This is a genomic window from Delftia sp. DT-2, assembly GCF_028401915.1.
Classification (GTDB): domain Bacteria; phylum Pseudomonadota; class Gammaproteobacteria; order Burkholderiales; family Burkholderiaceae_C; genus Comamonas; species Comamonas tsuruhatensis.
Genome location: NZ_JAQOTI010000005.1, coordinates 382,621 through 407,851, shown reverse-complemented (window position 1 = coordinate 407,851; position 25,231 = coordinate 382,621). Strand labels below are relative to the sequence as shown.

General features: G+C 63.2%; 20 protein-coding genes and 1 pseudogene. 14 read left to right on the top strand and 7 right to left on the bottom strand.

Annotation, left to right across the window (positions count from 1 at the left end):
- Positions 1-82 precede the first annotated feature (82 nt).
- The 3 genes from msrB to PO605_RS11355 all read right to left on the bottom strand — a co-directional run bounded on the left by msrB (position 83) and on the right by PO605_RS11355 (position 3,111).
- Positions 83-496 (bottom strand): peptide-methionine (R)-S-oxide reductase MsrB, encoded by a 414-nt coding sequence (gene msrB / locus PO605_RS11365; RefSeq protein ID WP_016446744.1) that lies wholly within the window; start codon positions 494-496, stop codon positions 83-85.
- Complete coding sequence (locus PO605_RS11360; protein ID WP_047473495.1) at positions 493-2,025, bottom strand: protein adenylyltransferase SelO; 1,533 nt, start codon at positions 2,023-2,025, stop codon at positions 493-495. Before PO605_RS11360 ends, msrB begins: the two co-directional genes overlap by 4 nt.
- Before the next feature lie 69 nt (positions 2,026-2,094).
- Positions 2,095-3,111 carry an AraC family transcriptional regulator gene (locus PO605_RS11355; RefSeq protein ID WP_016446746.1) on the bottom strand — a complete coding sequence of 339 codons (1,017 nt, stop codon included), beginning with the start codon at positions 3,109-3,111 and terminating at the stop codon, positions 2,095-2,097.
- Positions 3,112-3,298: 187 nt separating this feature from the next.
- Here PO605_RS11355 and PO605_RS11350 point away from each other — a divergent pair, with 187 nt between their 5' ends.
- The 12 genes from PO605_RS11350 to PO605_RS11295 all read left to right on the top strand — a co-directional run bounded on the left by PO605_RS11350 (position 3,299) and on the right by PO605_RS11295 (position 20,943).
- Complete coding sequence (locus tag PO605_RS11350) at positions 3,299-5,011, top strand: carboxylesterase/lipase family protein (RefSeq protein WP_272206502.1); 1,713 nt, start codon at positions 3,299-3,301, stop codon at positions 5,009-5,011.
- Positions 5,012-5,113: 102 nt separating this feature from the next.
- Positions 5,114-6,949, top strand: coding sequence for a CocE/NonD family hydrolase (locus PO605_RS11345; RefSeq protein WP_047470251.1), 1,836 nt, complete (start codon positions 5,114-5,116; stop codon positions 6,947-6,949).
- Positions 6,950-7,060: 111 nt separating this feature from the next.
- Positions 7,061-8,698, top strand: coding sequence for a 3-(methylthio)propionyl-CoA ligase (locus tag PO605_RS11340; protein ID WP_047470247.1), 1,638 nt, complete (start codon positions 7,061-7,063; stop codon positions 8,696-8,698).
- Between the two features lie 170 nt (positions 8,699-8,868).
- On the top strand, positions 8,869-10,104 hold the full coding sequence (locus tag PO605_RS11335; RefSeq protein WP_016452910.1) for a branched-chain amino acid ABC transporter substrate-binding protein: 1,236 nt from the start codon (positions 8,869-8,871) through the stop codon (positions 10,102-10,104).
- A gap of 241 nt (positions 10,105-10,345) precedes the next feature.
- A complete protein-coding gene (locus PO605_RS11330; protein WP_043790376.1) occupies positions 10,346-11,581 on the top strand; it encodes a branched-chain amino acid ABC transporter substrate-binding protein in 1,236 nt (411 codons plus the stop codon).
- A gap of 52 nt (positions 11,582-11,633) precedes the next feature.
- Positions 11,634-12,587 (top strand): branched-chain amino acid ABC transporter permease, encoded by a 954-nt coding sequence (locus tag PO605_RS11325; protein ID WP_016446751.1) that lies wholly within the window; start codon positions 11,634-11,636, stop codon positions 12,585-12,587.
- 4 nt (positions 12,588-12,591) lie between these two features.
- A complete protein-coding gene (locus PO605_RS11320; protein ID WP_016446752.1) occupies positions 12,592-13,956 on the top strand; it encodes a branched-chain amino acid ABC transporter permease in 1,365 nt (454 codons plus the stop codon).
- 3 nt (positions 13,957-13,959) lie between these two features.
- Positions 13,960-14,787, top strand: a complete 828-nt coding sequence (locus PO605_RS11315) for an ABC transporter ATP-binding protein (RefSeq protein WP_047470244.1) — start codon at positions 13,960-13,962, stop codon at positions 14,785-14,787.
- A 10-nt stretch (positions 14,788-14,797) separates the two neighbouring features.
- Positions 14,798-15,493 (top strand): ABC transporter ATP-binding protein, encoded by a 696-nt coding sequence (locus PO605_RS11310; protein WP_016446753.1) that lies wholly within the window; start codon positions 14,798-14,800, stop codon positions 15,491-15,493.
- Positions 15,494-15,643: 150 nt separating this feature from the next.
- Complete coding sequence (locus PO605_RS11305) at positions 15,644-17,755, top strand: 3-hydroxyacyl-CoA dehydrogenase NAD-binding domain-containing protein (protein WP_047470241.1); 2,112 nt, start codon at positions 15,644-15,646, stop codon at positions 17,753-17,755.
- A gap of 59 nt (positions 17,756-17,814) precedes the next feature.
- Positions 17,815-18,990: an acetyl-CoA C-acyltransferase gene (locus PO605_RS11300; protein ID WP_016446755.1), complete on the top strand. Its 1,176-nt coding sequence runs from the start codon at positions 17,815-17,817 to the stop codon at positions 18,988-18,990.
- Positions 18,991-19,098: 108 nt separating this feature from the next.
- On the top strand, positions 19,099-20,943 hold the full coding sequence (locus PO605_RS11295) for an acyl-CoA dehydrogenase (protein WP_047470260.1): 1,845 nt from the start codon (positions 19,099-19,101) through the stop codon (positions 20,941-20,943).
- 71 nt (positions 20,944-21,014) lie between these two features.
- Here the strand turns inward: PO605_RS11295 and PO605_RS11290 are convergent, their stop codons facing one another.
- From PO605_RS11290 to PO605_RS11280, 3 genes and pseudogenes are all read right to left on the bottom strand, one after another.
- Positions 21,015-21,515: a hypothetical protein gene (locus PO605_RS11290; protein ID WP_231574372.1), complete on the bottom strand. Its 501-nt coding sequence runs from the start codon at positions 21,513-21,515 to the stop codon at positions 21,015-21,017.
- Between the two features lie 298 nt (positions 21,516-21,813).
- A complete protein-coding gene (locus PO605_RS11285; RefSeq protein ID WP_156135997.1) occupies positions 21,814-22,317 on the bottom strand; it encodes a hypothetical protein in 504 nt (167 codons plus the stop codon).
- 37 nt (positions 22,318-22,354) lie between these two features.
- Positions 22,355-22,588: pseudogene (locus tag PO605_RS11280) on the bottom strand (hypothetical protein); the annotation flags it as partial.
- A 314-nt stretch (positions 22,589-22,902) separates the two neighbouring features.
- Between PO605_RS11280 and PO605_RS11275 the strand changes: the two are divergent.
- A complete protein-coding gene (locus tag PO605_RS11275) occupies positions 22,903-23,238 on the top strand; it encodes a hypothetical protein (protein WP_197065111.1) in 336 nt (111 codons plus the stop codon).
- A gap of 304 nt (positions 23,239-23,542) precedes the next feature.
- Positions 23,543-23,686, top strand: coding sequence for a hypothetical protein (locus PO605_RS11270; protein WP_272206501.1), 144 nt, complete (start codon positions 23,543-23,545; stop codon positions 23,684-23,686).
- A gap of 27 nt (positions 23,687-23,713) precedes the next feature.
- Here PO605_RS11270 and PO605_RS11265 read toward each other — a convergent pair whose 3' ends face one another.
- On the bottom strand, positions 23,714-24,880 hold the full coding sequence (locus PO605_RS11265) for a hypothetical protein (RefSeq protein WP_231574366.1): 1,167 nt from the start codon (positions 24,878-24,880) through the stop codon (positions 23,714-23,716).
- Positions 24,881-25,231: the final 351 nt, after the last annotated feature.

The following is a 25,231-nucleotide window of genomic DNA, read 5'->3' as shown; positions in this document are numbered from 1 at the left end:
TGGCAGGCGCATTGTGGCGCAGCCGGCGCGGCCCGGCATCGGTGCAGGGCCGCGCCGGCTGGGGTTTTTGCGGGCCTGGGGCCTAGGCCTTGGGCGGCTCGAATTCCAGCGACGCGGAATTCATGCAGTAGCGCAGCCCTGTGTCGGAGGGACCATCGGGGAATACATGGCCGAGGTGGGCACCGCACTGGCTGCAGACAGTCTCGGTGCGCACCATGCCATGGCTGCGGTCCACGATTTCGGTGATGGCGCCTGGGATGGCGCGGTCGAAGCTGGGCCAGCCGCAGCCGGCGTCGAACTTGGTATCGGAGTCGAAAAGCTTGGCGCCGCAGCAGATGCAGTGGTAGCTGCCATCGGCCCAGAACTGCTCATAGCGGCCTGTGAAGGGGCGCTCGGTGGCCGCGTGGCGCGTCACCTGGAAGGCGGCGGGCTCGGCGCCCTTGGCCTGCAGCTCGGCCTGCCATTCCTGCTCGGTCTTGTGGATGGGAAAGCTCATGATGAACAGCTGATCTCGATGGAGGAAGCCCAGTCGGGCGGGAAGCCTGCCCATTCGGCATGCTCGGCGTGGGGTGCGAACGGGGTCTGCAGCACGGCCAGCAGCTGGCGCACCGCGGTGAAGTCGCCCTGCTTGGCTGCGCGGATGGTGATTTCTCCCAGGTGGTTGCGCAGCACGAAGCGCGGATTCGATTCTTGCATCAGCGCGGCCGCTGCCGTGCCATCCACGGTCGCAAGCTGCCGTACGTAGCCTGCCGCCCAGGCGTCGAAGGCGGGCCGGTCCAGCACCAGGTCGCGCACGGGCTCCAGGTCGGGCTCGGTGCCGCCGGCTGTGGCCACGGCATCGGTCAGGCGGCTGAAGAAGATGGTGTAGTCCACGGCGTTGTCGGCCATGAGCTGCAGCAGCGGGTTCACCAGGGCGGCAAAGCGCGCCTCGGCAGGCGGCGTGCCGGGAGCATCTTCGGGCAGGCCCAGCTTGCGCAGCATGAGAGAGCCATAGGCCTGCGGAAACACCTGCTTGTACGACTCCAGCGCCGCAATGGTCAGCTCCTCTTCGCCGATCAGCGGCAGCAGGGCCTGGCCCAGGCAGTACAGGTTCCAGTACGCGACCTGGGGCTGGCGGTTGAAGGCGTAGCGGCCCTGGGTGTCGCTGTGGTTGCAGATATGGCCGGGGTCGAAGGCGTCGAGGAACTGGAAGGGACCGTAGTCGATGGTCAGGCCCAGGATGCTCATGTTGTCCGTGTTCATCACGCCATGGCAAAAGCCCACCGCCTGCCAGTGCGCCAGCAGCCGCGCCGTGCGCTCGCTCACGGCCTGCAGGAAGTTGGCGTAGGCGTTGCCGGCCAGTGCCTCGGCCGTGCGGCATTCGGGGTAGTAGCGGTCGATCACGTAGTCGGCCAGCTGGCGCAGCGGCGCCATCTGGTCGCGCGCCGCAAAGTGCTCGAAGTGGCCAAAGCGTATGAAGCTGGGCGCCACGCGCGCCACCACGGCGGCGGTCTCGATCTCTTCGCGGCGAATGGGGGCGGGCGATCCGGTCACGCTCAGCGCGCGCGTGGTGGGAATGCCCAGGGCGTGCATGGCTTCGCTGCACAGGAATTCACGGATGGACGAACGCAGCACGGCGCGTCCGTCGCCCATGCGCGAGTAGGGCGTGCGGCCCGCGCCCTTGAGCTGGATTTCCTGGCCCGAGGCGGTCTCGCCCAGCAAGATGGCACGGCCGTCGCCGAGCTGGCCGGCCCAGACACCGAACTGGTGGCCGCTGTAGACGCTGGCCAGCGGATGGCTGCCGGGCAGCACGGTATTGCCGGTGAGCGCCTGCAGGGCCTCATCGCAGGCCAGCCATTGCGGGTCCAGGCCCAGCAGCTCGGCAGTGCCGGTGCTGGTGGCGATCCAGTGCGGCTCGGGCAGCGGCGTGGGGCGCAGATGGGTGAAGAAGTCGGGGCCCAGGGCGGCGAAGCCATCCTGCCAGGAGATGGGAAGGCGCGGGGAGGTCGCCGGAGCCCGGCCTTCGGCGGCAGCGTGCAGGTTCATGCGGGAATTGTCCCCCAGCGCCTATGCCCCGTGGGACGCAAGGTTCATGCGCGCATTCACCGCATGCATTCACGCACGCAGTTGCTGCCGGTACTGGCCCGGCGGCATGCCGAACCATCGGCGGCAGGCGCGAAAGAGGTTGCTCTGGTCCACGAAGCCCAGCAGGTCGGCCACCTCGGCCAGGCTGTGGCGCGGCTCGCCCAGGTACTGCCGGGCCAGCTCGCGGCGGGTGTCATCCAGCAATTGCTGGTAGCTGGTGCTCTCGGCCTGCAGGCGGCGCTGCAAGGTACGGTCGGTCAGGCCCAGCACTGCGGCCACTTCCTCGCGGCGCGGCTCGCCCTGGGGCAGCAGGCGCGCAATCTCATGGCGCACGCGGGCGCCCACGCCGGCCTGGCCCAGCTGGTCCAGCTCGGACTCGACCAGTTTTTCGTGCAGGGCCAGCAGTTCGGGGTTGTGCGTCGGGATGGGCGCGAGCAGGTCGTCTTGCGACAGCAGGAAGCGGTTGGCGCGCTCGCCAAAGCGCGGCAGCAGGCCGAAGGCCTGTCGGTAGCGGGCCTCATGCAGGGGCAAGGGCGCCTGGGCCATGAATTCCACGGCCAGCGGCTGGACATCGCGCCGCGTCAGCCAGCTGCACAGCACCAGCAGCGTGAGCACGGCGAACTCCACGCGCTGGCGTGGCACGGCGCGCGTGGCGCCGATGTGGTGTATGGACAGCCAGTGGCCGCGCGCATCGCGCTCCAGCGTGAAGGCGGTGGCGTCCGAGATCACGGCCATGTGGCGCTCCAGGTCACGAAAGCCCGCCAGCAGGTGCGGGCTCGAAGCCAGCGAGTAGCCCACCAGGTCGATGTTGCCGTGGCGCGCGGCCAGCTGCCGGTCCAGGCCCAGCGTGGGATTGGCCGACTGCGCCACGGCCAGCTCCCACAGCCGGCTCACGCGGTCCACATCGATGCGGGTCTGCGAATGCTGCAGTGCGGCAAGGTCGATGTTGGCCTCCTCACTCAGCCTTTCCACGGCCAGCCCCTCGGCGGCCATCATGTCCAGGATGCCCCGCACCCATGCGGCGGAGCTGCTGCGCTGCGTTGTCATGGCCGGGTTTTCCTGGGCCGTCCGGGGCGCCTTTTGCGTTCTGAAGTCACTTTTTTGGCTTGGTTGCGATAGCGGCGTGCGGGCGCGCTGTTCCTAGAATTTTTGCAGCGCGGCGAACGACTGCGCAGTGTGGCCCAAGGGCCGGGCACGGCCCATACGGGAAACCCCAAAATCATAGGAGACAAGCATGCGCACAGGACAGCGGTGGATGGCTGGCGGCATACGCCTGGCCGTGGCTTCAATGGCCTTGTGGCTCGCGGCCTGCGGCGGCTCGGGCGGCGGCGGCCCCGAGCTGCGCGAGACGGCCTACGGCCCCTTGCGTGGCGTGGACGACGGCGCCGCCACGGGCACCTATTACTGGAAGGGCGTGCCCTTTGCCCAGGCGCCCGTGGGCGCGCTGCGCTGGCAGCCGCCGGCCGAGCCCAAGGCCTGGGAGGGCGTGCGCGAGGCGCGCCAGTTCGGCAACGCCTGCCTGCAGATCGGGCGCATGTACGGCCCGGGCGCCAACAACCGCTTCGACGACACCATTGCCTCCACCCTGGGCCAGCCCGTGGGCAGCGAGGACTGCCTGACGCTCAACATCTGGCGCCCGGCCAGCGGCGCCGAGAAGCTGCCGGTGCTGGTGTTCATCCACGGCGGCAGCGCCATCTCGGGCTATACGGCCGATCCGCTGTATGACGGCGCCGCCCTGGCACGCGCTGCCAATGCCGTGGTGGTCACGGCCAACTACCGGCTGGACATCCTGGGCTACATGCACATGCCGCAGATGCAGGCCGGCGCACCGGCCACGGGCAACTTCGCGCTGCTGGACAACCTGCAGGCGCTGCGTTTTGTGCAGCGCAATATCGCGGGCTTTGGCGGCGATCCGGGCAATGTCACGCTCATGGGCCAGTCGGCGGGGGCCACCAATGTGCTGGCGCTGCTGGCGGCCGAGTCGGCGCGCGGCCTGTTCCACAGGCTGGTGCCCATCAGCGGCGGGCTGTCGCTGCCGTCCAACCTGCCGGCCGGCGTGCTGGCCACGCTCAAGCCGGCTTCGGCCTACGCCACCCAGTCCGCGCTGCTGCTGGCCCATCTGATGGTGGCCGATGGGCTGGCTGCCGATGTGGCGGCTGCGGCCACGGTGGCTGCCGGCTGGGCACCGGCGCAGATTGCGGCCTACCTGCGCGGCAAGGATGCGCGCGTGCTGCTGCAGACCCTGGTGGCCAAGGGCCTGACGGGCGCGGGACCGATTCCCGACGGCCTGCTGCTGCCCACCGACCCCATGGCCGCGCTGGCTGCGGGCCGATACAACCGCATGCCTGTGATGGCCGGCTACACGGCCGAGGAGGGCAAGCTGTTCGCACCCCTGCTGGCTGCGCTGGGCGGCAAGCCGGGCTTCAGGATCGACGATGCGGCGCGCTTTCGCATGATGCAGTCCTTCGACGCGCAGTCGCCCAACGCGCCGGGCCTGGCCGACATCATCGATGCCGCCTACCTGCCCGTCGATACGCCGGTCACCGGCTACAACGCCCGCATGGCGCAACTGACCCATCTGTTCGCCGATCCCAGCCGCGACCAGTTGCTCAATACGCTGCGCACCCGGCAGGCCGAGGTCTGGAGCTACCGCTTCGACTGGGCGCGCCAGCCCGCGCCCTGGAACACGGTCTACGGTGCGGCCCATGCGTTCGATCTGCCGTTTCTCTTCGGCAACTTCGGGCCATCCGTGTTCTCCCGCGTGACCAACAGCACGGCCAATGCACCGGGGCGGCTGGCGCTGTCGAACGCCATGATGGCCAGCCTCAAGGCCTTCATGCAGACGGGCGACCCGCAGAACGCGGCCCTGGGCCAGACATGGAAGCCCTGGCCGTCCAGCCTGGTCTTCGACGCCGAGCCGGGCGCGACAAGTATCCGGCTGCAGTGAGAGAGCCGATGAGCGGGCAGGTGAGCGAGTAGATGAGCGAGCAGGGGCTTGCCGCGGCAAGCCCCGAGAGATAGCCAACAACAACGAAGGAGACAGGTACCCATGACAGCCAAGACCGTTTTCACACAGGCCTGGCGCTGGCCGCTGGCGGGGGCCATTGCGGCCGCCGCCGTGGGCCTGGCCGCCTGCGGAGGGGGATCGTCCGGCATGCCCGCGCCCATGGGGCCGGGCCAGCAATCGGGCTACATCACCCTGCCGGACGGCAGCAGGATGCGCTACTCGCTGCTGCTGCCCGAGGGACAGGGTCCGTTCCCGCTGCTGGTCGAGTACGACGGCTATATCTCGGGCTCGTACCCCAACATCAGCAGTCCCTGGACCAAGGAAGGCTATGCGGTCATGGGGCTGAACGTGCCGGGCACGGGCTGCTCCACGGGGGAAGACCGGGTGTTTGACGCCAGCGTAGGTGCGGCCGGAGCCTTCGCCATCGAGTGGGCCGGGCGGCAGGCCTGGTCCAACGGCCGCATCGGCATGATCGGCTACTCGTACTCGGGCTACAACCAGCTGTGGGTGGCGGCGCACCGGCCCAAGGGGCTTCTGGCGATCACGCCCAGCAAGAATGTGGGCGATCCCTACCGGGACGTGGGCTATCCGGGCGGCATTGCCAACATCGGTTTTCCGGCGCAGTGGTGGAACGGCTTCCCGCGCATCTGGCGCACGGCCGCCGACCTGGCGGCGAAGAACGGCGGCGACACGGAATGCGCCAAGACCGTGGCCGACAACATCGAGAAGATCAAGCGGCCCGAGCTGGACCTGATCAAGTGGCTGGACAACCCCTATGCCGATGGCCTGTACCTGGAGCGCAGCGCCATGCTGCAAAGCGGCAAGATCAATATCCCCACGCTGGGCACGCAGTCCTGGCAGGACGAGCAGATCGGCCCGCGCTCGGGCTACTACGAGGACACCATTGCGCCCGACAGGATGTGGCTGGTCAGCTCCAACGGCGACCACCACACGAACATCACCTCGGACCATATCGACCAGACGCTGAAGCGCTTTCTGGCGCGCTTCGTCAAGGGCGAGGACAACGGCTTCGACAAGGAGCCGCGCGTGCGCCTGCTGCAGGAGATGCAGACCACGGACGCCAAGGCCCCCAATGGCGGCGCCAAGCTCATGCCCACGGGCGAGGCACGGTTTGACCGGCTGCCTGTCCAGGTCAAGCCCCTGCGCCTGTGGATGCAGCCCGGCCAGGCCCTGGGCGACAGCGCACCCGCCTCAGGCACGGCTTCGTCCAGCTACCGCTATCCGGCCCTGAGTCCGCAGGTGAACAACCCGGCGGCCGAAGGCTGGCCCGCCGTGCCCACTTCGGAAAAGGATGGCCAGCTGGTCTTCACCACGGCGGCCCTGCCGCAGGACCTGAGCTTCTATGGCGAAGGCTCGGCCGACCTTTGGCTCAGCGCCACGGCCGCCAACACCGACATCCAGGTCACCGTGTCCGAGGTGCGGCCGGACGGGCAGGAGATGTTCGTGCAGCGTGGCTGGCTGCGTGCGTCCAAGCGTGCCCTGGACACGGCGCGCTCCACGACGCTGAGGCCGTGGGGCGCGTTCACGCGGGACAAGGACGTGCCCATGGTGTCGGGCAAGCCCGAACTGCTGCGCGTAGAGATCCAGAAATTCGCGCATGTGTTCCGCGCCGGCTCAAGCATTCGCGTGACAGTGGATTCGCCATCGCAGACCGGATACTGGATCTTCGGCAACGACAAGACGCCGTCCACGAACACGCTGTGGCATGACGCAGCGCATGCCTCCAGCATCGTCCTAGGGTATATCCCATACGAGCATGCGAAGACGCTGCCGAGTTGCGACAAGACAATGCGTCAACCATGCCGGAAAAACGATGCGCCTGTCCCTGCGGGGATCGGACCCAGGGCGCCGGCCTGAGCCACCCTCCATGCGGGCAGCGGCATCGCGCACCAGGGCCTTGGCCTTGCGCGAATCCGCGGTCCGCAGTTCACGACGTTCACGAAGTTCAATCACCTTAGGAGCCTATAGATGCTGGGTCTGATGCAAAGCCAACCACTGTTGATCTCGTCGCTGATCGATTTCGCCGACCGCCACCATGGCGATGCGCAGATCGTCTCGCGCAGGGTGGAGGGCGATATCCATCGCTACACGTACCGCGACCTGGCACGGCGCTCGCGCCAGCTGGCGAACACGCTGGACGGCCTGGGCCTGCAGCCTGGCGACCGCGTGGCGTCGCTGGCCTGGAACGGCTACCGCCACATGGAGATGTACTTCGGCGTCAGCGGCTCGGGCCGCGTGCTGCACACGGTCAATCCTCGCCTGCACCCCGACCAGGTGGCGTGGATCATCAATCACGCGGAAGACCGCGTCATGTGCTTTGACCTGACCTTCCTGCCCATCATCCAGGCCGTGCATGCCAAGTGCCCCACGGTGCGCCAGTGGGTGGCGCTGTGCGATGCGGACCGCCTGCCTGCCGACAGCGGCATTCCGGGCCTGGTCAGCTACGAGGCCTGGATTGCCGGCCAGTCCGACCAGTACCAGTGGCCCGAATTCGACGAGAACACGGCCTCCAGCATGTGCTACACCAGCGGCACCACGGGCAACCCGAAGGCGGTGCTCTACAGCCACCGTTCCACCACGCTGCACGCCTACGCGGCCGCGCTGCCCGATGTGATGTGCATATCGGCGCGTGACTCGGTGCTGCCCGTCGTGCCCATGTTCCACGTCAACGCCTGGGGCATTCCCTACTCGGCCGCGCTCACGGGCTGCAAGCTGGTGTTCCCCGGCCCGGCGCTGGACGGCAAGTCGCTGTACGAGCTGATCGAGGCCGAGGGCGTCACCTACGCGGCCGGCGTGCCCACGGTCTGGCAGATGCTGCTGGGCCACATCAGGCCGGGCGGCCTGCGGTTTTCCACGCTCAAGCGCACGGTCATCGGCGGCTCCGCCTGCCCGCCGGCCATGATCACGGCCTTCCAGGACGAGTTCGGCGTGGAGGTGCTGCATGCCTGGGGCATGACCGAGATGAGCCCGCTGGGCACGCTGTGCACGCTCAAGAACAAGCAGCTGCAGCTGCCCAAGGACGAGCAGATGAAGATCCTGCAAAAGCAGGGCCGCGCCATCTACGGCGTGGACATGCGCATCGTGGGCAGCGATGGAACGGACCAGCCCTGGGACGGCAAGAGCTACGGCGACCTGCTGGTGCGCGGCCCCTGGATCGTGGACAGCTACTTCAAGGGCGAAAGCCCGCTCATCAAGGACGCGCAGGGCCGTGGCTGGTTCCCCACGGGTGACGTGGCCACCATCGACCCGGACGGCTTCATGCAGATCACCGACCGCAGCAAGGACGTGATCAAGTCCGGCGGCGAATGGATCAGCTCCATCGACATCGAGAACATCGCCATGGCCCATCCGGCCGTGGCCATGGCCGCCTGCATCGGCATGCCGCATCCCAAGTGGGACGAGCGCCCCATCGTCGCCGTGGCGAAGAGGCCCGGTGCCGAGGTCACGCGCGAGGAACTGCTCAAGTTCTACGAGGGCAAGACCGCCAAGTGGCAGATCCCCGACGACGTGGTCTTCGTCGAGGCCATTCCGCTGGGCGCCACCGGAAAAATGCTCAAGACCCGGCTGCGCGAGCAACTGGCCGGCTATCGGCTGCCGGGGCTGTGAGCCGCTGCGGGCCAGCCGCCGTGCCAGGGCATGCGGGGGCATGTGCTGATAGGGGCGGCCGGTCCGAGTCTCGTCGGCGATAGCCGCTAGGGGCAATCACCGATCGGTGCGGGGCAAGGGGACCATTACCCTGAGCCTCGCCCAGAAACCACCACAAGAGGAGACGCTTCATGAAGTTTGCGATCAAGGCATTGACGGCATCCCTGGCCCTGGCTTGCGCCACGGGCGCCATGGCCCAGAAGGGCGAGACGGTGAAGGTTGCGTGGATCGACCCGCTGTCCGGCCTCATGGCCGCGCTGGGTTCCAACCAGCTCAAGAGCCTGCAGTACATCGCCGAGGAGCTCAACAAGGGCACGGCCTCGGGCGTGAAGTTCGAGATCATCGGCATCGACAACAAACTCAGCCCGCAGGAAACCACGGCGGCCCTGCGCTCGGCCATGGACCAGGGCGTGCGCTACGTCTTCCAGGGCAACGGCTCGGGCCCGGCCCTGGCCATCATGGACGCGCTGGAAAAGCACAACGCGCGCAACAAGGGCAAGGAAGTCGTCTACCTGAACTATGCGGCGGTGGACCCGGACCTGACCAACAGCAAGTGCAGCTACTGGCACTTCCGCCTGGATGCGGACACCTCCATGAAGATGGAGGCCCTGACCACGTACATGAAGGACGTGCCCGAGGTCAAGAAGGTCTACCTGATCAACCAGAACTACTCGCATGGCCAGCAGGTCTCCAAGTACGCCAAGGAGATGCTCAAGCGCAAGCGCCCCGATGTGGAGATCGTGGGCGACGACTTCTCGCCGCTGGCCCAGGTGCGCGACTTCGCCCCCTACATCGCCAAGATCAAGCAATCGGGCGCCGACTCGGTGATCACGGGCAACTGGGGCTCGGACCTGGCGCTGCTGATCAAGGCCGCCAGCGACGCGGGCCTGAACAACGTCAAGTTCTACACCTACTACGCCATTGCCACGGGCGCGCCCACGGCCATGGGCGCGGCCGCCGCCGACAAGGTCTACATGGTGGGCTACGGCCACCTGAACCTGCCCGGCCCGCTGGACCGCATCACCAAGGGCTACAAGGCCAAGTTCAACGACGACATGTACACCGGCTCGCTGTACTCGGGCCTGACCATGCTGGACCAGGCCTTCCTGCGCGCCAAGACCACGGACCCGGCCAAGGTGGCGGCCACCATGGAGGGCATGAAGTTCAACAGCCTCAACGGCGAAGTGGAGATGCGCAAGACCGACCACCAGCTGCAGCAGGGCCTGTTCATCTCGCGCTGGGAAAAGGCCGGCGGCAAGTACCCGATGGACTCGGAGAACACCGGCTACACCTTTGTGCCCGTGAAATATTACGAGCCCTATGTGGCCAGTACCCCCACCTCATGCCAGATGAAGCGTCCTTCATGACGCCCAGGCAGGCAGGCTGACTTCGCAAGGGGCGCGAGGCGCCCCTTTCTTTTGCCTGAAATCGGTCAAAACACGGGTTCATGGGCTGATCGATGGCGATCTGTCGCCAATGTGTCCCGGACTGCGGCGAAGTCGCATGCGCGATAGTTTCTAAGGCATTCCCCGAAGGGAAATTGTCATTCAGGCGTTAGTCTGGCGCCAATACAGATATCCGAATCAACCGGAAAAAGGAGACAGAAAAATGAAGTGGATCGTGCATTCGGTGGCCGCCTCGGCCATGCTGGCCTGTGCCTCGGGCGCCTGGGCGCAAAAGGGCGAGACGGTGAAGATCGGCTGGATCGACCCGCTGTCGGGCCTGATGGCCGCCGTGGGCACGAACCAGCTCAAGACCTTCCAGCTGATGGCCGAGGAGTTCAACAAGAAAAATGCCTCGGGCGTGAAGTTCGAGATCATCCCGCTGGACAACAAGCTCAGCCCGCAGGAGACCACGGCCGTGCTGCGCTCGGCCATGGACCAGGGCGCACGCTACGTGGTGCAGGGCAACGGCTCGGGCCCGGCCCTGGCCATCATGGATGCGCTGGAAAAGCACAACGCGCGCAACAAGGGCAAGGAAGTCGTCTACCTCAACTACGCGGCCGTGGACCCGGACCTGACCAACAGCAAGTGCAGCTACTGGCACTTCCGCCTGGATGCGGACACCTCCATGAAGATGGAAGCGCTGACGACCTATATGAAGGACGTGCCGGAGGTCAAGAAGGTCTACCTGATCAACCAGAACTACTCGCACGGCCAGCAGGTCTCCAAGTACGCCAAGGAAATGCTCAAGGCCAAGCGGCCCGACGTGCAGGTGGTGGGCGATGACTTCGCGCCGCTGGCCCAGGTGCGCGACTTCGCACCCTACATCGCCAAGATCAAGCAATCGGGCGCCGATACGGTGATCACGGGCAACTGGGGCTCTGACCTGTCGCTGCTGCTCAAGGCGGCCAATGACGCGGGCCTGAACAACGTCAAGTTCTACACCTACTACGCCTTCGGCTCGGGCTCGCCCACGGCCATGGGCGCGGCGTCCGACGGCAAGGTCTACACCGTGGGCTACGGCCACTACAACATGGGGGGGGCCATCCAGCCGCTGATGGCCGAGTTCAAGAAGAAGATGAACGACGACCTCACGCAAAGCTCGATCTACCACGTGTTCGCGCTGCTGGATGCGGCCTTTGCCAAGACCGGCGGCACCGACCCCGTCAAGGTGGCCGCCGCGCTGGAGGGCATGAAGCTCAAGAGCTTCAACGGCGAAGTGGAGATGCGCAAGACCGACCACCAGCTGCAGCAGGGCCTGTACATCACGCGCTGGGAAAAGGCCGGCGGCAAGAACCCCTATGACGCCGAGAACACGGGCTACACCTTCGCCCCGGTGAAGTACTACGAGCCCTACGTGGCCAGCACGCCCACGTCCTGCCAGATGAAGCGCCCGTCCTGAGACCGGCACGCACCGCTTCCTGTCCCCAACGCACCGAAACCAAGGCCTTTCGATGACGCTTGAGTTCTTCACCATATCGCTGCTCAACGGCGTGAGCTATGGACTGCTGCTGTTCATGCTCAGCTCGGGGCTGACGCTGATCTTCAGCATGATGGGCGTGCTCAACTTCGCCCACACCAGCTTCTACATGCTGGGCGCGTACTTCGGCTACACGCTCAGCGGCATCATCGGCTTCTGGGGCGCGCTGTTCGTTGCGCCCCTGCTGGTGGGCGCGCTGGGCGCCATGTTCGAGCGCTACAGCCTGCGCCGCGTGCACAAGTACGGCCATGTGCCAGAACTGCTCGTGACCTTCGGCCTGTCCTACCTCATCCTCGAGGTGGTGCAGCTGGTCTGGGGCCGGGGCACCGTGCCCTACGGCCTGCCGCCCGCGCTGCAGGGCCCGCTGTTCACGCTGTACGGCACGCAGTTCCCGCGCTCGCGCTCCTTCGTGATGCTGGTGGCAATGCTGATGCTGGTGGCCGTCTGGCTGCTGCTGACGCGCACGCGCATCGGCCTGGTCATCCAGGCCGCGCTCAAGAACCCCGAGATGGTGGAGGCGCTGGGCCACAACGTGCCGCGCGTGTTCATGATGGTGTTCGGCGGCGGCTGCGCGCTGGCAGGGCTGGCCGGCGTGATCGGCGGCAACACGTATGTGACCGAGCCGGCCATGGCCATGTCGGTCGGCTCCATCATCTTCGTGGTGGTGGTGGTCGGCGGCATGGGCTCGCTGGCAGGGGCCTTCGTGGCCTCGCTGCTGATCGGCGTCGTGCAGACCTTTGCCGTGGCCATCGACTGGTCGCTGGCCAGCCTGCTGGCCTCGCTGGGCAGCCCGGTCGGCGAACAGACCTTCGGCTGGCCGCTGCTCAAGCTCACCATTTCCCAGGTCGCGCCCATCCTGCCCTACCTGTTCCTGGTGCTGATCCTCATCTTCCGGCCCAAGGGCCTCCTGGGCACGCGGGGAGATTGACACCATGTCCTCGATCACCAAAACGACCATGACATCCACTGCCGCAAAAGGCGCTTCGGGCGCTTCAGGGGCTGCGGGCGCGGGGCGCCACTACAGCTTCCAGCCGCTCAACATCGGCCGCATCCTGATCTGGGGCGCCTTCGCCCTGGCGCTGATCGTCGCGCCGCTGGTGTTCACCAGCAGCCTGGCGCTGACCATGCTCAGCCAGATCGGCTACCTCATCATCATCTGCCTGTCCTACAACATCCTGCTGGGGCAGGGCGGCATGCTGAGCTTCGGCCATGCGGTCTACACGGGGCTGGGCTCGTTCATCGCCATCCATGCGATGAACCGGGCCAGCTCCGGCGACTGGGGCATTCCGCTGGTGCTGATTCCCGTCATCGGCGGCCTGGGCGGCATGTTCTTCGCGGCCCTGCTGGGCTATGTGACCACCAAGAAGTCGGGCACCACCTTCGCCATGATCACCATGGGCATCGGCGAGCTGGTGGCGTCCATGGCGCTGATGTTCCCCGAGTTCTTCGGGGGCGAGGGCGGCATCACCACCGACCGCGTCTACGGCAAGCCCTTCTTCGGGCTGACCTTCGGCTCGGGCATGGAGGTGTACTACCTGATCGCCGCCTACTGCTTCGTCTGCACGGCCGCCATGTTCGCCTTCACGGGCACGCCGCTGGGGCGCATGCTCAACGCCGTGCGCGACAACCCCGAGCGCGTGGAGTTCGTGGGCTACAACACGCAGCGCGTGCGCTACTTCGCCTTCATCATCGCGGGCTTCTTCGCGGGCGTGGGCGGGGGGCTTGCGGCCATCAACTTCGAGATCATCACGGCCATGGACAGCGTGAGCGTCATGCGCTCGGGCTCGTACCTGCTGTTCACCTTCCTGGGCGGTGCCACCTTCTTCTTCGGACCCATCATCGGCGCCGTGCTGCTGGTGCTGGCCTCGGTGCTGCTGTCGGAGCTGACCAAGGCCTGGCTGCTGTACCTGGGCCTGGTGTTCCTGCTGATGGTCATGTATGCGCCCGGTGGCGTTGCCAGCCTGATCATGATGAACCTGCGCGTGGCGCGCTTCGGCAAATGGCGCCGGCTGGCCCAGCCCTACCTGGCCATCGCCGCCAGCGCCCTGGTCATGATCGTGGGCGGCGCCGCCATCGTCGAGATGATCTACCACCTGCAGCTCAACGCGGCCCTGGGTTCCCAGGTCTCGTTCATGGGCGTGCAGCTCGATACCAGCTCGGCCTCCACCTGGACTCTGGCCGTTGCCGTCTTCGTCGTGGGCCTGGGCCTGCTGGAAGTGGCCCGGCGCTGGTGCCTGCGGCGCTGGGAGCGTATCCAGGAAGAGATCGAAGAAGCCATCAAGCGCGGGGAGGGCTGAACCATGTCCAGCATTGCAATCGAACGACCAGGCACTGCCGCCCCTGCCGCGACCGGCGAGGCCACCTACGCGCTGGAGCTGCGCGACCTGTACAAGCGCTTCGGCAAGGCCGAGATCATCCGCGGCGCCCAACTGGCCGTGAAGCCGGGCGAGCGCGTGGCCATCATCGGCCCCAACGGCGCGGGCAAGAGCACGCTGTTCAACCTGATCAGCGGCCGCTTCGAGCCCACCAGCGGCCAGGTGCTGCTCAACGGCCAGCGCATCGACGGCAAGAAGCCCTATGAAATCAACCGCATGGGGCTGTCGCGCAGTTTCCAGATCACCAACATCTTTCCCAAGCTCAGCGTGTTCGAGAACCTGCGCTGCAGCGTGCTGTGGAGCCTGGGCTACCGCTACAGCTGCTGGCGCTTCCTGTCCAAGCTGCGCGATGCCAACGCCCGCGCCGATGAGCTGATGGAGATGATCGGCCTGCACAGAAAGCGCGACACGCTGGCGGTGAACCTCACCTATGCCGAGCAGCGCGCGCTGGAGATCGGCATCACCATCGGCGGCGGCGCCGGCGTCATCCTGCTGGACGAACCCACGGCCGGCATGAGCAACAGCGAGACGGCCCACTTCATCCAGCTGATCAAGAAGGTCACCGAAGGCAAGACGCTGCTGACCGTGGAGCACGACATGGGCGTGGTCTTCGGCCTGGCCGACAAGATCGCCGTCGTGGTCTACGGCGAAGTCATCGCCTACGACACGCCCGAGGCCGTGCGTGCCAATCCGCGCGTGCAGGAGGCCTACCTGGGCTCGTCCGTGGCGGATCAACAAGCTGGTGCACATTGAGGAAATGCGGATGCTGAACATCAACAACCTGCATGCCTACTACGGCAAAAGCCATGTGCTGCATGGCGTGGAATTTTCCGTACAGCCCGGCGAGATCGTCGCGCTGCTGGGGCGCAATGGCTCGGGCCGCTCCACCACGGCCAAGGCCATCATGGGACTGGTGCACTGGGAGGGCGCGCTGGAGTGGAAGGGCCAGAGCCTGACTGGCAGAAAGGCCTACGAGATCGCTCACCTGGGCCTGGGCTACGTGCCCGAGAGCCGCGACGTGTTCCCCAATCTCACCGTGCACCAGAACCTGCTGCTGGGACAGAAGGGCAAGGGCCGGGACAGCCGCTGGGGCTTCGACGACATGTACGCCATGTTCCCGCGCCTGAAGGAGCGCCAGCACACCGAGGCCGGTGTGATGTCGGGCGGCGAGCAGCAGATGCTGACCTTGTGCCGCACGCTGATGGGCGACCCGGACCTGATCATCATCGACGAGCCCACCGAGGGCCTGGCTCCCAAGATCGTCGAGCTGGTGGGCGAGTACCTGCAAAAGATCAAGCAGCGCGGCGTGTCCGTGCTGCTGATCGAGCAAAAGCTCACCATTGCCATGAGCATCTCGGACCGAGCCCTGGTCATGGGTCATGGGCGCATCGTCTTCGACGGCACGCCCGACGGGCTGCGCGCCGATCAGAAGGTGCGCAAGGAGTGGCTGGAGGTCTGATGCCGTACAAGGCTGGGCATGCTGCCCGGCAGGCGGCCCGGACCACGGCGCTTGTCCCGCTTGGGACAAACCGCAGTGGCGCCGGCCCGCGTTTTTTTTACAATCAAAATCGCACGATCGTTCTTTTTCTATCGCATAGGGGACAACAGCATGACTGCTGAATACAAAGTGGACGGTGCCATCGCCGTCATCACCTTGAACAATCCGCCGGTCAACGGCCTGGGACTATCCACGCGGCGGGGCATCGTCGAGGGGCTGGACAAGGCCTATTCCGACCCGGCCGTCAAGGCCATCGTCATCACGGGTGCCGGCAAGGCTTTTTCGGGCGGTGCCGATATCAACGAGTTCGGCAAGGAAGAGGCGTATCGCGAGCCGCACCTGGTCTCGCTGATCAACTCCCTGGACCAGGGCAGCAAGCCCGTGGTGGCCGCCATCCATACCGTCTGCATGGGCGGCGGGCTGGAGCTGGCGCTGGGCTGCAACTACCGCGTGGCTGCTCCCGGCACCCTGGTGGCCCTGCCTGAAGTCAAGCTGGGCCTGTTGCCCGGTGCAGGCGGCACGCAGCGCCTGCCGCGCGTGCTGGGCGTGGAGACCGCGCTGAACATGATCGTCAGCGGCGAGCCGGTCAAGAGCGAGCTGCTGGCCTCCATCCCCGGCCAGAAGCTGTTCGACAAGATGGCCGCCTCGCCCGAGTCCCTGCTGGACGAGGCCAAGGCCTTTGCGTTGGAAGTGGCCGACAAGCACGCGGCGGGTGGTCCGCTGCCGCGCGTGCGCGACCTGCCTTGCAAGCATCCTCAGGGCGACGCCTACTTCCAGTTCGCACGCAACATGGTCAAGGGCATGGCCAAGAACTACCCGGCCCCGGCCCGCTGCGTGGACACGGTGGAGAACGCCGCGCGCAAGAAGTTCGACGAAGGCATGGCTCTGGAGCGCGAAGCCTTCATGCAACTGATGTGGTCGCCCGAGTCGCGCGCACTGCGCCACCTGTTCATGGCCGAGCGCGCGGCCTCCAAGATCGCCGACGTGCCCTCGGACACGCCAGTGCGTGACATCAAGACCGTGGGCGTCATCGGTGCCGGCACCATGGGCGGCGGCATCTCCATGAACTTCCTGAACGCGGGCATCCCCGTGACCATTCTGGAGACTAAGCAGGAAGCGCTGGACCGTGGCGTGGCCACCATCCGCAAGAACTACGAAGCCCAGGTCAAGAAGGGCAAGCTCACCCAGGAAAAGTACGACCAGCGCATGGCCCTGCTGAGCACCACGCTGTCGTATGACGCGCTCAAGAACGCCGACCTCATCATCGAGGCCGTGTTCGAGGAGTTGGGCGTCAAGGAAACCGTGTTCAAGCAACTGGACGAGGTGGCCAAGCCTGGTGCCATCCTGGCCTCCAACACCTCCACGCTGGATGTGGACAAGATCGCCGCCTTCACCAAGCGCCCGCAGGACGTGGTGGGCATGCACTTCTTCAGCCCCGCCAACGTGATGAAGCTGCTGGAAGTGGTGCGCGGCAAGCACACCGCCAAGGACGTGCTGGCCACCGTGATGAAGCTGGCCAAGAAGATCAAGAAGACCGCCGTGGTCTCGGGCGTGTGCGACGGCTTCATCGGCAACCGCATGATCGAGCAATACTCGCGCCAGGCCGGATTCCTGCTGGACGAAGGCGCCACGCCCGCCCAGGTGGACAAGGCGATCGAGAAGTTCGGCTTCGCCATGGGCCCGTTCCGCATGGGCGATCTGGCCGGCAACGACATCGGCTGGGCCATCCGCAAGCGCCGCGCCGTCGAGCGCGCCGACATGAAGTACAGCCGCACGGCCGATAAGCTGTGCGAGCTGGGCCGCTTCGGCCAGAAGACCGGTGCGGGCTGGTACGACTACCAGGCGGGCAAGCGCGACGCCATCCCGTCCGAGCTGGTCAACCAGATGATCGAGTCGCATCGCAAGGAGCTGGGCATCACCCCGCGCAAGATCTCCGATGAGGAAATCGTCCAGCGCCTGGTCTTCGCCCTGGTCAACGAAGGCGCCCACATCCTGGAAGACGGCATCGCCGGCAAGTCGGGCGATATCGACATGGTCTACCTGACCGGCTACGGCTTTCCCATCTGGCGCGGCGGCCCCATGCACTACGCGGGCGAGGTCGGGCTGTTCAACGTGGTCCAGGCCATGAACCGCTTCGCCAGGAACCCCAACGACGATGCCCAGTTCTGGCAGCCCGCGCCGCTGCTGGCGAAGCTGGCGGCCGAAGGCAAGCAATTCAGCTGAGACGTGCGGCGCACGAACTTTTTGCGAACCACCGCAAACCCGCCATACAAGGAATATCCATGACATCCGCCGTGATCGTTTCCACCGCCCGCACCCCCCTGGCCAAGAGCTGGAAGGGTGCCTTCAACATGACCCATGGCGCCACGCTGGGCGGCCATGCCGTGCAGCACGCCGTGCAGCGCGCAGGCGTTGACCCCGCCGCCGTCGATGACGTGATCATGGGCTGCGCCAACCCCGAAGGCGCCACCGGCATGAACATCGCGCGCCAGATCGCGCTCAAGGCCGGCCTGCCCATCACCGCGTCGGGCATGACCATCAACCGCTTCTGCTCCTCGGGCCTGCAGACCATTGCCACCGCATCGCAGCGCATCATCGCGGGCGAGGGCGATGTCTACGTGGCCGGCGGCGTGGAATCCATCTCCTGCGTGCAGCAGGAAATGAACCTGCACATGATCCAGGACCTGGCCCTGGCCAAGCAAAAGCCCGAGATCTACTGGAGCATGCTGCAGACCGCCGAACAGGTCGCCAAGCGCTACGGCATCGGCCGTGACGCCATGGACGAATACGGCGCCGCCAGCCAGCAAAAGGCCTGCGCGGCCCAGGCCGCCGGCCTGCTGGATGCCGAGATCGCCCCCATCACCGTGACCATGGGCGTGGCCGACAAGGTGCGCGGCCTGATCACCAAGGAAGTGACCTGCAGCAAGGACGAGGGCGTGCGCGAGGGCACGACCAAGGAAGGCATCTCGGGCATCCGCCCCGCGCTGCCGGGCGGTGTGATCTCGGCCGGCAATGCCAGCCAGTTCTCCGACGGCGCAGGCGCCTGCGTGGTGGTGAGCGAGGACTATGCATCGCGCAACAACCTCAAGCCCATCGGCCGCTTCCTGGGCTTTGCCGTCGCCGGCTGCGAGCCTGACGAAATGGGCATCGGCCCCGTCTTCGCCGTGCCCAAGGTGCTCAAGAAGCTGGGCCTGACGGTGCAGGACATCGACCTGTGGGAGCTCAATGAAGCCTTTGCCGTGCAGGTGCTGTACTGCCGGGACAAGCTGGGCATCCCCAACGATCGCCTCAATGTCAACGGCGGCGCCATTGCCCTGGGTCATCCCTATGGCGTGTCGGGTCAGCGCCTGACGGGCCATGCCCTGATCGAAGGCAAGCGCCGCGGTGCCAAGCGTGTCTGCGTGACCATGTGCATCGGCGGCGGCATGGGTGCCGCCGGCGTGTTCGAAGTGCTGTAAGTACAGGTGGCGGCTGCGGCCGCCACCGCCTGTTCCCGTTACTCCTGTTGGCCGCACGCGCTCCCTCTGGCGGCGCCTGCGGCTTCTTTTTTGATTCCGGACCCCACCATGCGCCTGCGTTCCACCATCGATTTCCTGCTCTATGAATGGCTGCGCGCCGATGCGCTGGGCGAGCGCGAGCGCTTTGCCGACCATTCGCGCGACACCTTCGATGCCGTGCTCGACACCTGCGAGCGCATCGCCCGCGAGAAATACGCCCCCTTCAACCGCACCGTGGACACGCAGGAGCCGCAGTTCGACGGCGAGAAAGTCATCCTGCCCCGGTGCACCCACGATGCGCGCCAGGCCTATGCCGACTCGGGCATGCTCAGCGCCGCCCAGGACTACGACATCGGCGGCATGCAGCTGCCCTACACCGTGGAGGCGGCGGCCAACAGCTTCTTCGCGGCGGCCTCCATCAGCATCGGCTCCAACATGCTGACCTCGGGCAATGCCAACGCCATCATGGCCCACGGCACGGACATGCAAAAACAGGTCTTCGCCGCCAACGAATTCAACGGCCGCTGGGCCGGCACCATGTGCCTGTCCGAGCCCCAGGCCGGTTCCTCGCTGAGCGATATCGCCACCCGCGCCGAGCCCGATGGCGCCGACTTCGAGAGCGATGCGCTGGGCCCGCGCTACCGCCTCAAGGGCAACAAGATGTGGATCAGCGCGGGCGATCATGAGCTGACCGAGAACATCGTCCACCTCGTGCTGGCCAAGATCCCGGGGCCGGACGGCAAGCCCGTGCCCGGCGTCAAGGGCATCTCGCTGTTCATCGTGCCCAAGAAGCTCGTGGACACCGAAGGCCAGCTGACCGGCGAGCGCAACGACGTGGCCCTGGCCGGCCTCAACCACAAGCTGGGCTGGCGCGGCACCACCAACACGCTGCTGAACTTCGGGGAAGGGCGCTTTCCCGTGCGCGGCGGCGCCGGGGCCGTGGGCTACCTGGTCGGCAAGCCCGGCGAGGGCCTCAAATGCATGTTCCACATGATGAACGAGGCCCGCATCTCCATCGGCATGGCCGCCACCATGCTGGGAATGGCAGGCTACCACGCCAGCCTGGACTACGCGCAGAACCGCCCGCAGGGCCGGCCGATCAAGGGGGCGCCGGGTGCAGCCGGCAAGGATGCCACGCGGCCCCAGTCGCGCATCATCGAGCACGCCGACGTCAAGCGCATGCTGCTGGCGCAGAAGTCCTATTGCGAAGGCGCGCTGGCGCTGAACCTGTTCTGCGCGCGCCTGGTCGATGAGCAGCACACCGGCACGCCCGAATCCGTGGCCGAGGCCCGGCTACTGCTGGAAGTGCTGACGCCCATCTCCAAGAGCTGGCCCAGCGAGTTCTGCCTGGAGGCCAACTCCCTGGCCATCCAGATCCACGGCGGCTACGGCTACACGCGCGACTTCCCCGTGGAGCAATACTGGCGCGACAACCGCCTGAACATGATCCACGAAGGCACGCACGGCATCCAGGCCATGGACCTGCTGGGCCGCAAGGTGCTCATGGAAGGCGGCAAGGGCCTGCAGCTGCTGGCCACGCGCCTCAACGACACCATCCAGCGCGCCATGGCCCGGCCCGAACTGGCTGGCCATGCCAATGAACTGGCCAAGGCGCTGCAGGAAGTCGGCGCCACCACCAAGGCCGCATGGGCCACCGACGACCCGCAACAGGCCCTGGCCAATGCCGTGCCCTACATGCAGGCCTTCGGCCACACGGTACTGGCCTGGACCTGGCTGGACGTGTCCCTGGCCGTGCTGGACAAAGACCCGGGCCTGACCGCCCCCGCCAACGCTGGCCGCATGGCCGCCATGCGCTACTTCTTCGGCTACGAACTGCCGAAGATCGGCGCCTGGCTCAAAGTCGTGCGTGAGCGCGACATGACTTGCGCGCAGATGAGTGAAGAGGCGTTCTGAGGGAGTTGGCAGCACGGCTGCCGGAGGATGCAAAAAAAGCGCGGACCATGTGGTCTGCGCTTTTTTTTATTTCAGGGATTTTCAGGACCGCTGGCGAGCCTGGCTTGCTCCAAGACCCACTCCCTGGATTTTCCGCGAACGCACCATTCGGGCTTTTTGACCCAGTCTGTGAAATATATGGTGGGATGCCCTTCCAGAATATTGCAACGTGTATAGCCCAGCTTAGGCATCGCATAGTACTGCAGCGGAGTAATAAATATCAAAGAAACCAGTGCTGAAGAAATTCCAAGGGCGAAAATTATTGATAGTGCTTTATCGGATTTTCGTAGAATATTGTCGTTGCAGGGGATGGAATTCAGCACCGATACCAGTGCTAACGTAATAAAAACGAAAGGAGTCATGAAGATTGTTGGTGCGCCCGGCATGATTCTTATGGTTGGCGCGAGAGCATTTATGTCTTTCAGCATCGGGATTGTTTCCATAAAGGAAAACCAGAAACATCCGACGGATAATAGAATGCTGATGGGTATTACAAATATTGCAGATCTTCGAATGTTTTTTATGTCTCTCATATTTATTTGTATGGTCTTCTCGTCATTGAAGATGAAGTCCAAGGTCTCTATCCCGGCGCCCACCACCAGGCTCAGAAGAAACCCGCCCTTGGCCACATTCTGCAGACTGCTAATACCCAGGCCCATCTGGACCATGCGCGGGTTGGCATCAAGAAATCGCGTGCCTTGCAGCAACTGGCGGCGGCGGATTCAAGAGCGGCTAGTGACAGCGAAAAGGCATTCTGTGCAAGAAGGCAAAGCACCTGCCTGAGAAGAGGCATATCAAACGCGAAGACCAAGCGGTCCCCACTTTTCTATCTCATGGATTTATTTCAGAATTGCCTGTCAGCAGGGCTTGCTCCTTGACCCACTCTCTGGATTTTCCGCGAACGCACCATTCGGGTTTTTTGACCCAGTCTGAGAAGTAAATATTTGGATGGCCTTGTAGAAGGTTGCAGTGGGTGTAACCGAGTTTTGGCATTGCCTGATATTGAAGCGGGACTAAAAATAAAAGACAGAATAATGCCGAGATGAAGCATAGAATAAGTGATTTGATTAATATGCTTTCTATCTTTGTTTGCACACGTTGCCTGCAAGGAATGGCTTTTACGATATATAGAAAAATCGATGATAAGAGAAATGGTACGCAAAAAACCGAAAAAGGTGCCATTGGCCATATTCGAACGACCGGCGCCAGTGCTTTGATTTCATGGGTTGTTATTATAATTTCTTCGTTGATGAAGAAGCCGCAGGCTAATAATGTCAGACTGGTCAGCACTATACCAAGATAGGCATTTTTTCTGATGCGTTGAATATCATGCATTGTTTTTCTCATCTTCTATAGCTTACTTTGCATAATATATTGTTGCTAATCCCGCCTTGACTGCCTCCGCGCCAATCTCGCCCACAAGATCATGCATGGTCTTCTCGTCATTAAAGATGAAGTCCACGGTCTCTATCCCGGCACCCACCACCAGGCTCAGAAGAAAACCGCCCTTGGCCACATTCTGCAGACCGCGAATGCCAAGGCCCATCTGGACCATGCGTGGATTGGCGGCAAGGAATCGCGTGCCTTGCAGCAGCTGGTGGCGAAGTCAAAAGCGGCTAGTGATAGCGAAAAGGCATTTTGCGCAAGCAGGCAAAGCATCTGCCTGAAAAGAGGGACATCAAAGTCGCAGACCAAGCGGTCTTCACTTTTATATCTTATGGATTTATTTCAGAACTGCCGGTCAGCAGGGCCTGATCCTTGACCCACTCTCTGGATTTTCCGCGAACACACCATTCGGGGTTTTTGACCCAGTCTGTGAAATATATGTTGGGATGCCCTTCCAGGATATTGCAGCGCGTATAGCCAAGCTTGGGCATTGCATAGTATTGCAAGGGAGTTATGAGGGCAAGGCAAGAAGCCGTGATTATTAATCCTACCAGCATGGTTGCGTTAAAGCTGCGTTCGGTTACCTTTAAAATTGATGTTTTGCATGGTATTGCCTTGGATAATGAGGAAATTAGACCGACTGCCAATATTACAGGGAAATATGCTACGACTGGTGCTCCGGGTGTTATTCTTATTGATGCTGATAATTCAATAAGATCTTTGATATCATTAAATATTGCATGCTTAATGTACCAAATGCAAAGAATAAAAATGAAAACATCTAAAGGGATGCCCCAAATCAATGTTTTCCATATTTCTTTTGCGTCTAACATTTTATTTATTAGTTTTTGCGATTTGTGTAGCACATAAATTCATTTTTGAAAATTTCTGTGGAACACTCATTAAGTTTATAGCGGTCTTCACTTTTTTATCTCATGGATTCATTTCAGAGCTGCCGGTCAGCCTGGCCTGATCTTTGACCCATTCCCTGGATTTTCCGCGAACGCACCATGCGGGGTTTTTGACCCAGTCTGTGAAATAAATGGTTGGATGGTCCTTTAGAATGCTGCAATTTGTATATCCAAGCTTTGGCATTGCATAGTGCTGCAATGGAATTAATATAATAAATGAAATTACTATGCTCGCGAAATTAATGGACAGCATAATTATCAAAATGCGCTCCATTATTTTCAATACTCTTTCTTTGCAAGGAATTGCATTTGCGACCATCGTTAATAAGAGAATCAATGGTGTTGGAAGTGAAGATATTAGTAGTGGTGTGATTGGGACTATCTTTACAATTGCTTCATTGTTGTGAAGGTCTCTAATATTAGGAAGCGTATCATTAATGCAAATGAGAGCATTGATAATGAATATAAGTATTAGGAATGGAATTCCCCATATGGAGTTTCTTCTGTTTGTGATTGTGCGATTCTTCATCTTCTTTGATTGATTTTATTTTATCTAGATATTTTGCACAGGAGATTGTTGGTATCTGTCGCTGGGGCGCAGTAAATATCTTCTTTTTCTTGTTCATTTTCTTTTTCTGAATTTTTTTCCATGCGATGGATTGTGTGTTGATTTGATAGAGGCCTGTTGCTGTTCTTTCGGGCAGGGCTTTCATAGCGTTTACGACATTTTCTTTGACTCGCCAATATGTATCAGCTTGGTTGAGCGCAAAGCTGGTGATGAGTACGGCTACAGCCATGGCAAAGAGCGGCATCACTGCCACCGTCGTCATTCCAGCGGTTATGGTGGCAGCCACTATCCCAGCAAGTGTTCCCAGTCCTGCTTTCACCGCCTCCACCCCAATCCCACCCACAAGATCATGCATGGTCTTCTCGTCATTGAAGATGAAGTCCAGTGTCTCTATCCCGGCGCCCACCACCAGGCCCAGAAGAAACCCGCCCTTGGCCACATTCTGCAGACCGCGAATGCCCAGGCCCATCTGGACCATGCGCGGGTTGGTGGTTAGAAATCGCGTGCCTTGCAGCAGTTGGCGGCGAAGTCCGGCGTAGCCCGTGATGATGATATAGGTGCCTGTGGCGGTTGTCTTGATGTAGGAGCGGGCACCGGCAATGCCCAATGCAATCAGCGTTTTGGTGATCAGGTATGCGTCGCTGACCATCAGGGAGGCGGGGGCGACCCAGGGCTTGCCTGCATTGGGGCTGGCGGTCTGTGTCCAGTATTGCCCAAGTGCACTATGGGCCAGGATGGCATGCAGCGTGGCTGCCAGGCGAGGGTTCTGGCGCGCTTTATCGTTCAATATGCCTGCGTATTCCTGTGGCGTGAGCACAAGGGCATCGATCTGTTTCTGCTCCATTTGGCGAGCAAGCATGTCGGCATAGCCGATCTGATAGAAGGTGGCGGCAATGGAGGCTGGCATGGTGTATGGCGACGCTGGATCGGAAACGGGAATCGCAGATTCCAACCAATGCGCCTTGATCAATGAAGGCAATTTGGCGGAGTTGAGTGATTGCAAGCAGACGAATAATCCGCTGTCAGTGTCCAAGCGGGTTTCTGATGTTTGCTGTGCGAAGAGTCCTCATTTGATTTCATGACCTGCACGAGGTCAATCAAAGAAGTCGCACGCGTATCATTTTCAGAATTGTCCTTAGGACAATTCCTAAAATCATGTTTGAAATACCCGGTGAATAAAGAGGCTGCAGATGAGCGTTTGGTCCTCCGCAACGCCATTCGCCGTGGGCGGTATTCGCAGGGGCACAAGCGCAGGCTGCCCGGCTCGGCCACGGGCATTTGCGGGTGAAGGATGCGGGGAGAGGTGGTCCGTATCGCCGCGGCGCTGGCGGGCAGGCTGTTGAACCGGGGTATGGGCTACGGACCCACCGTACGGGATGCCTGC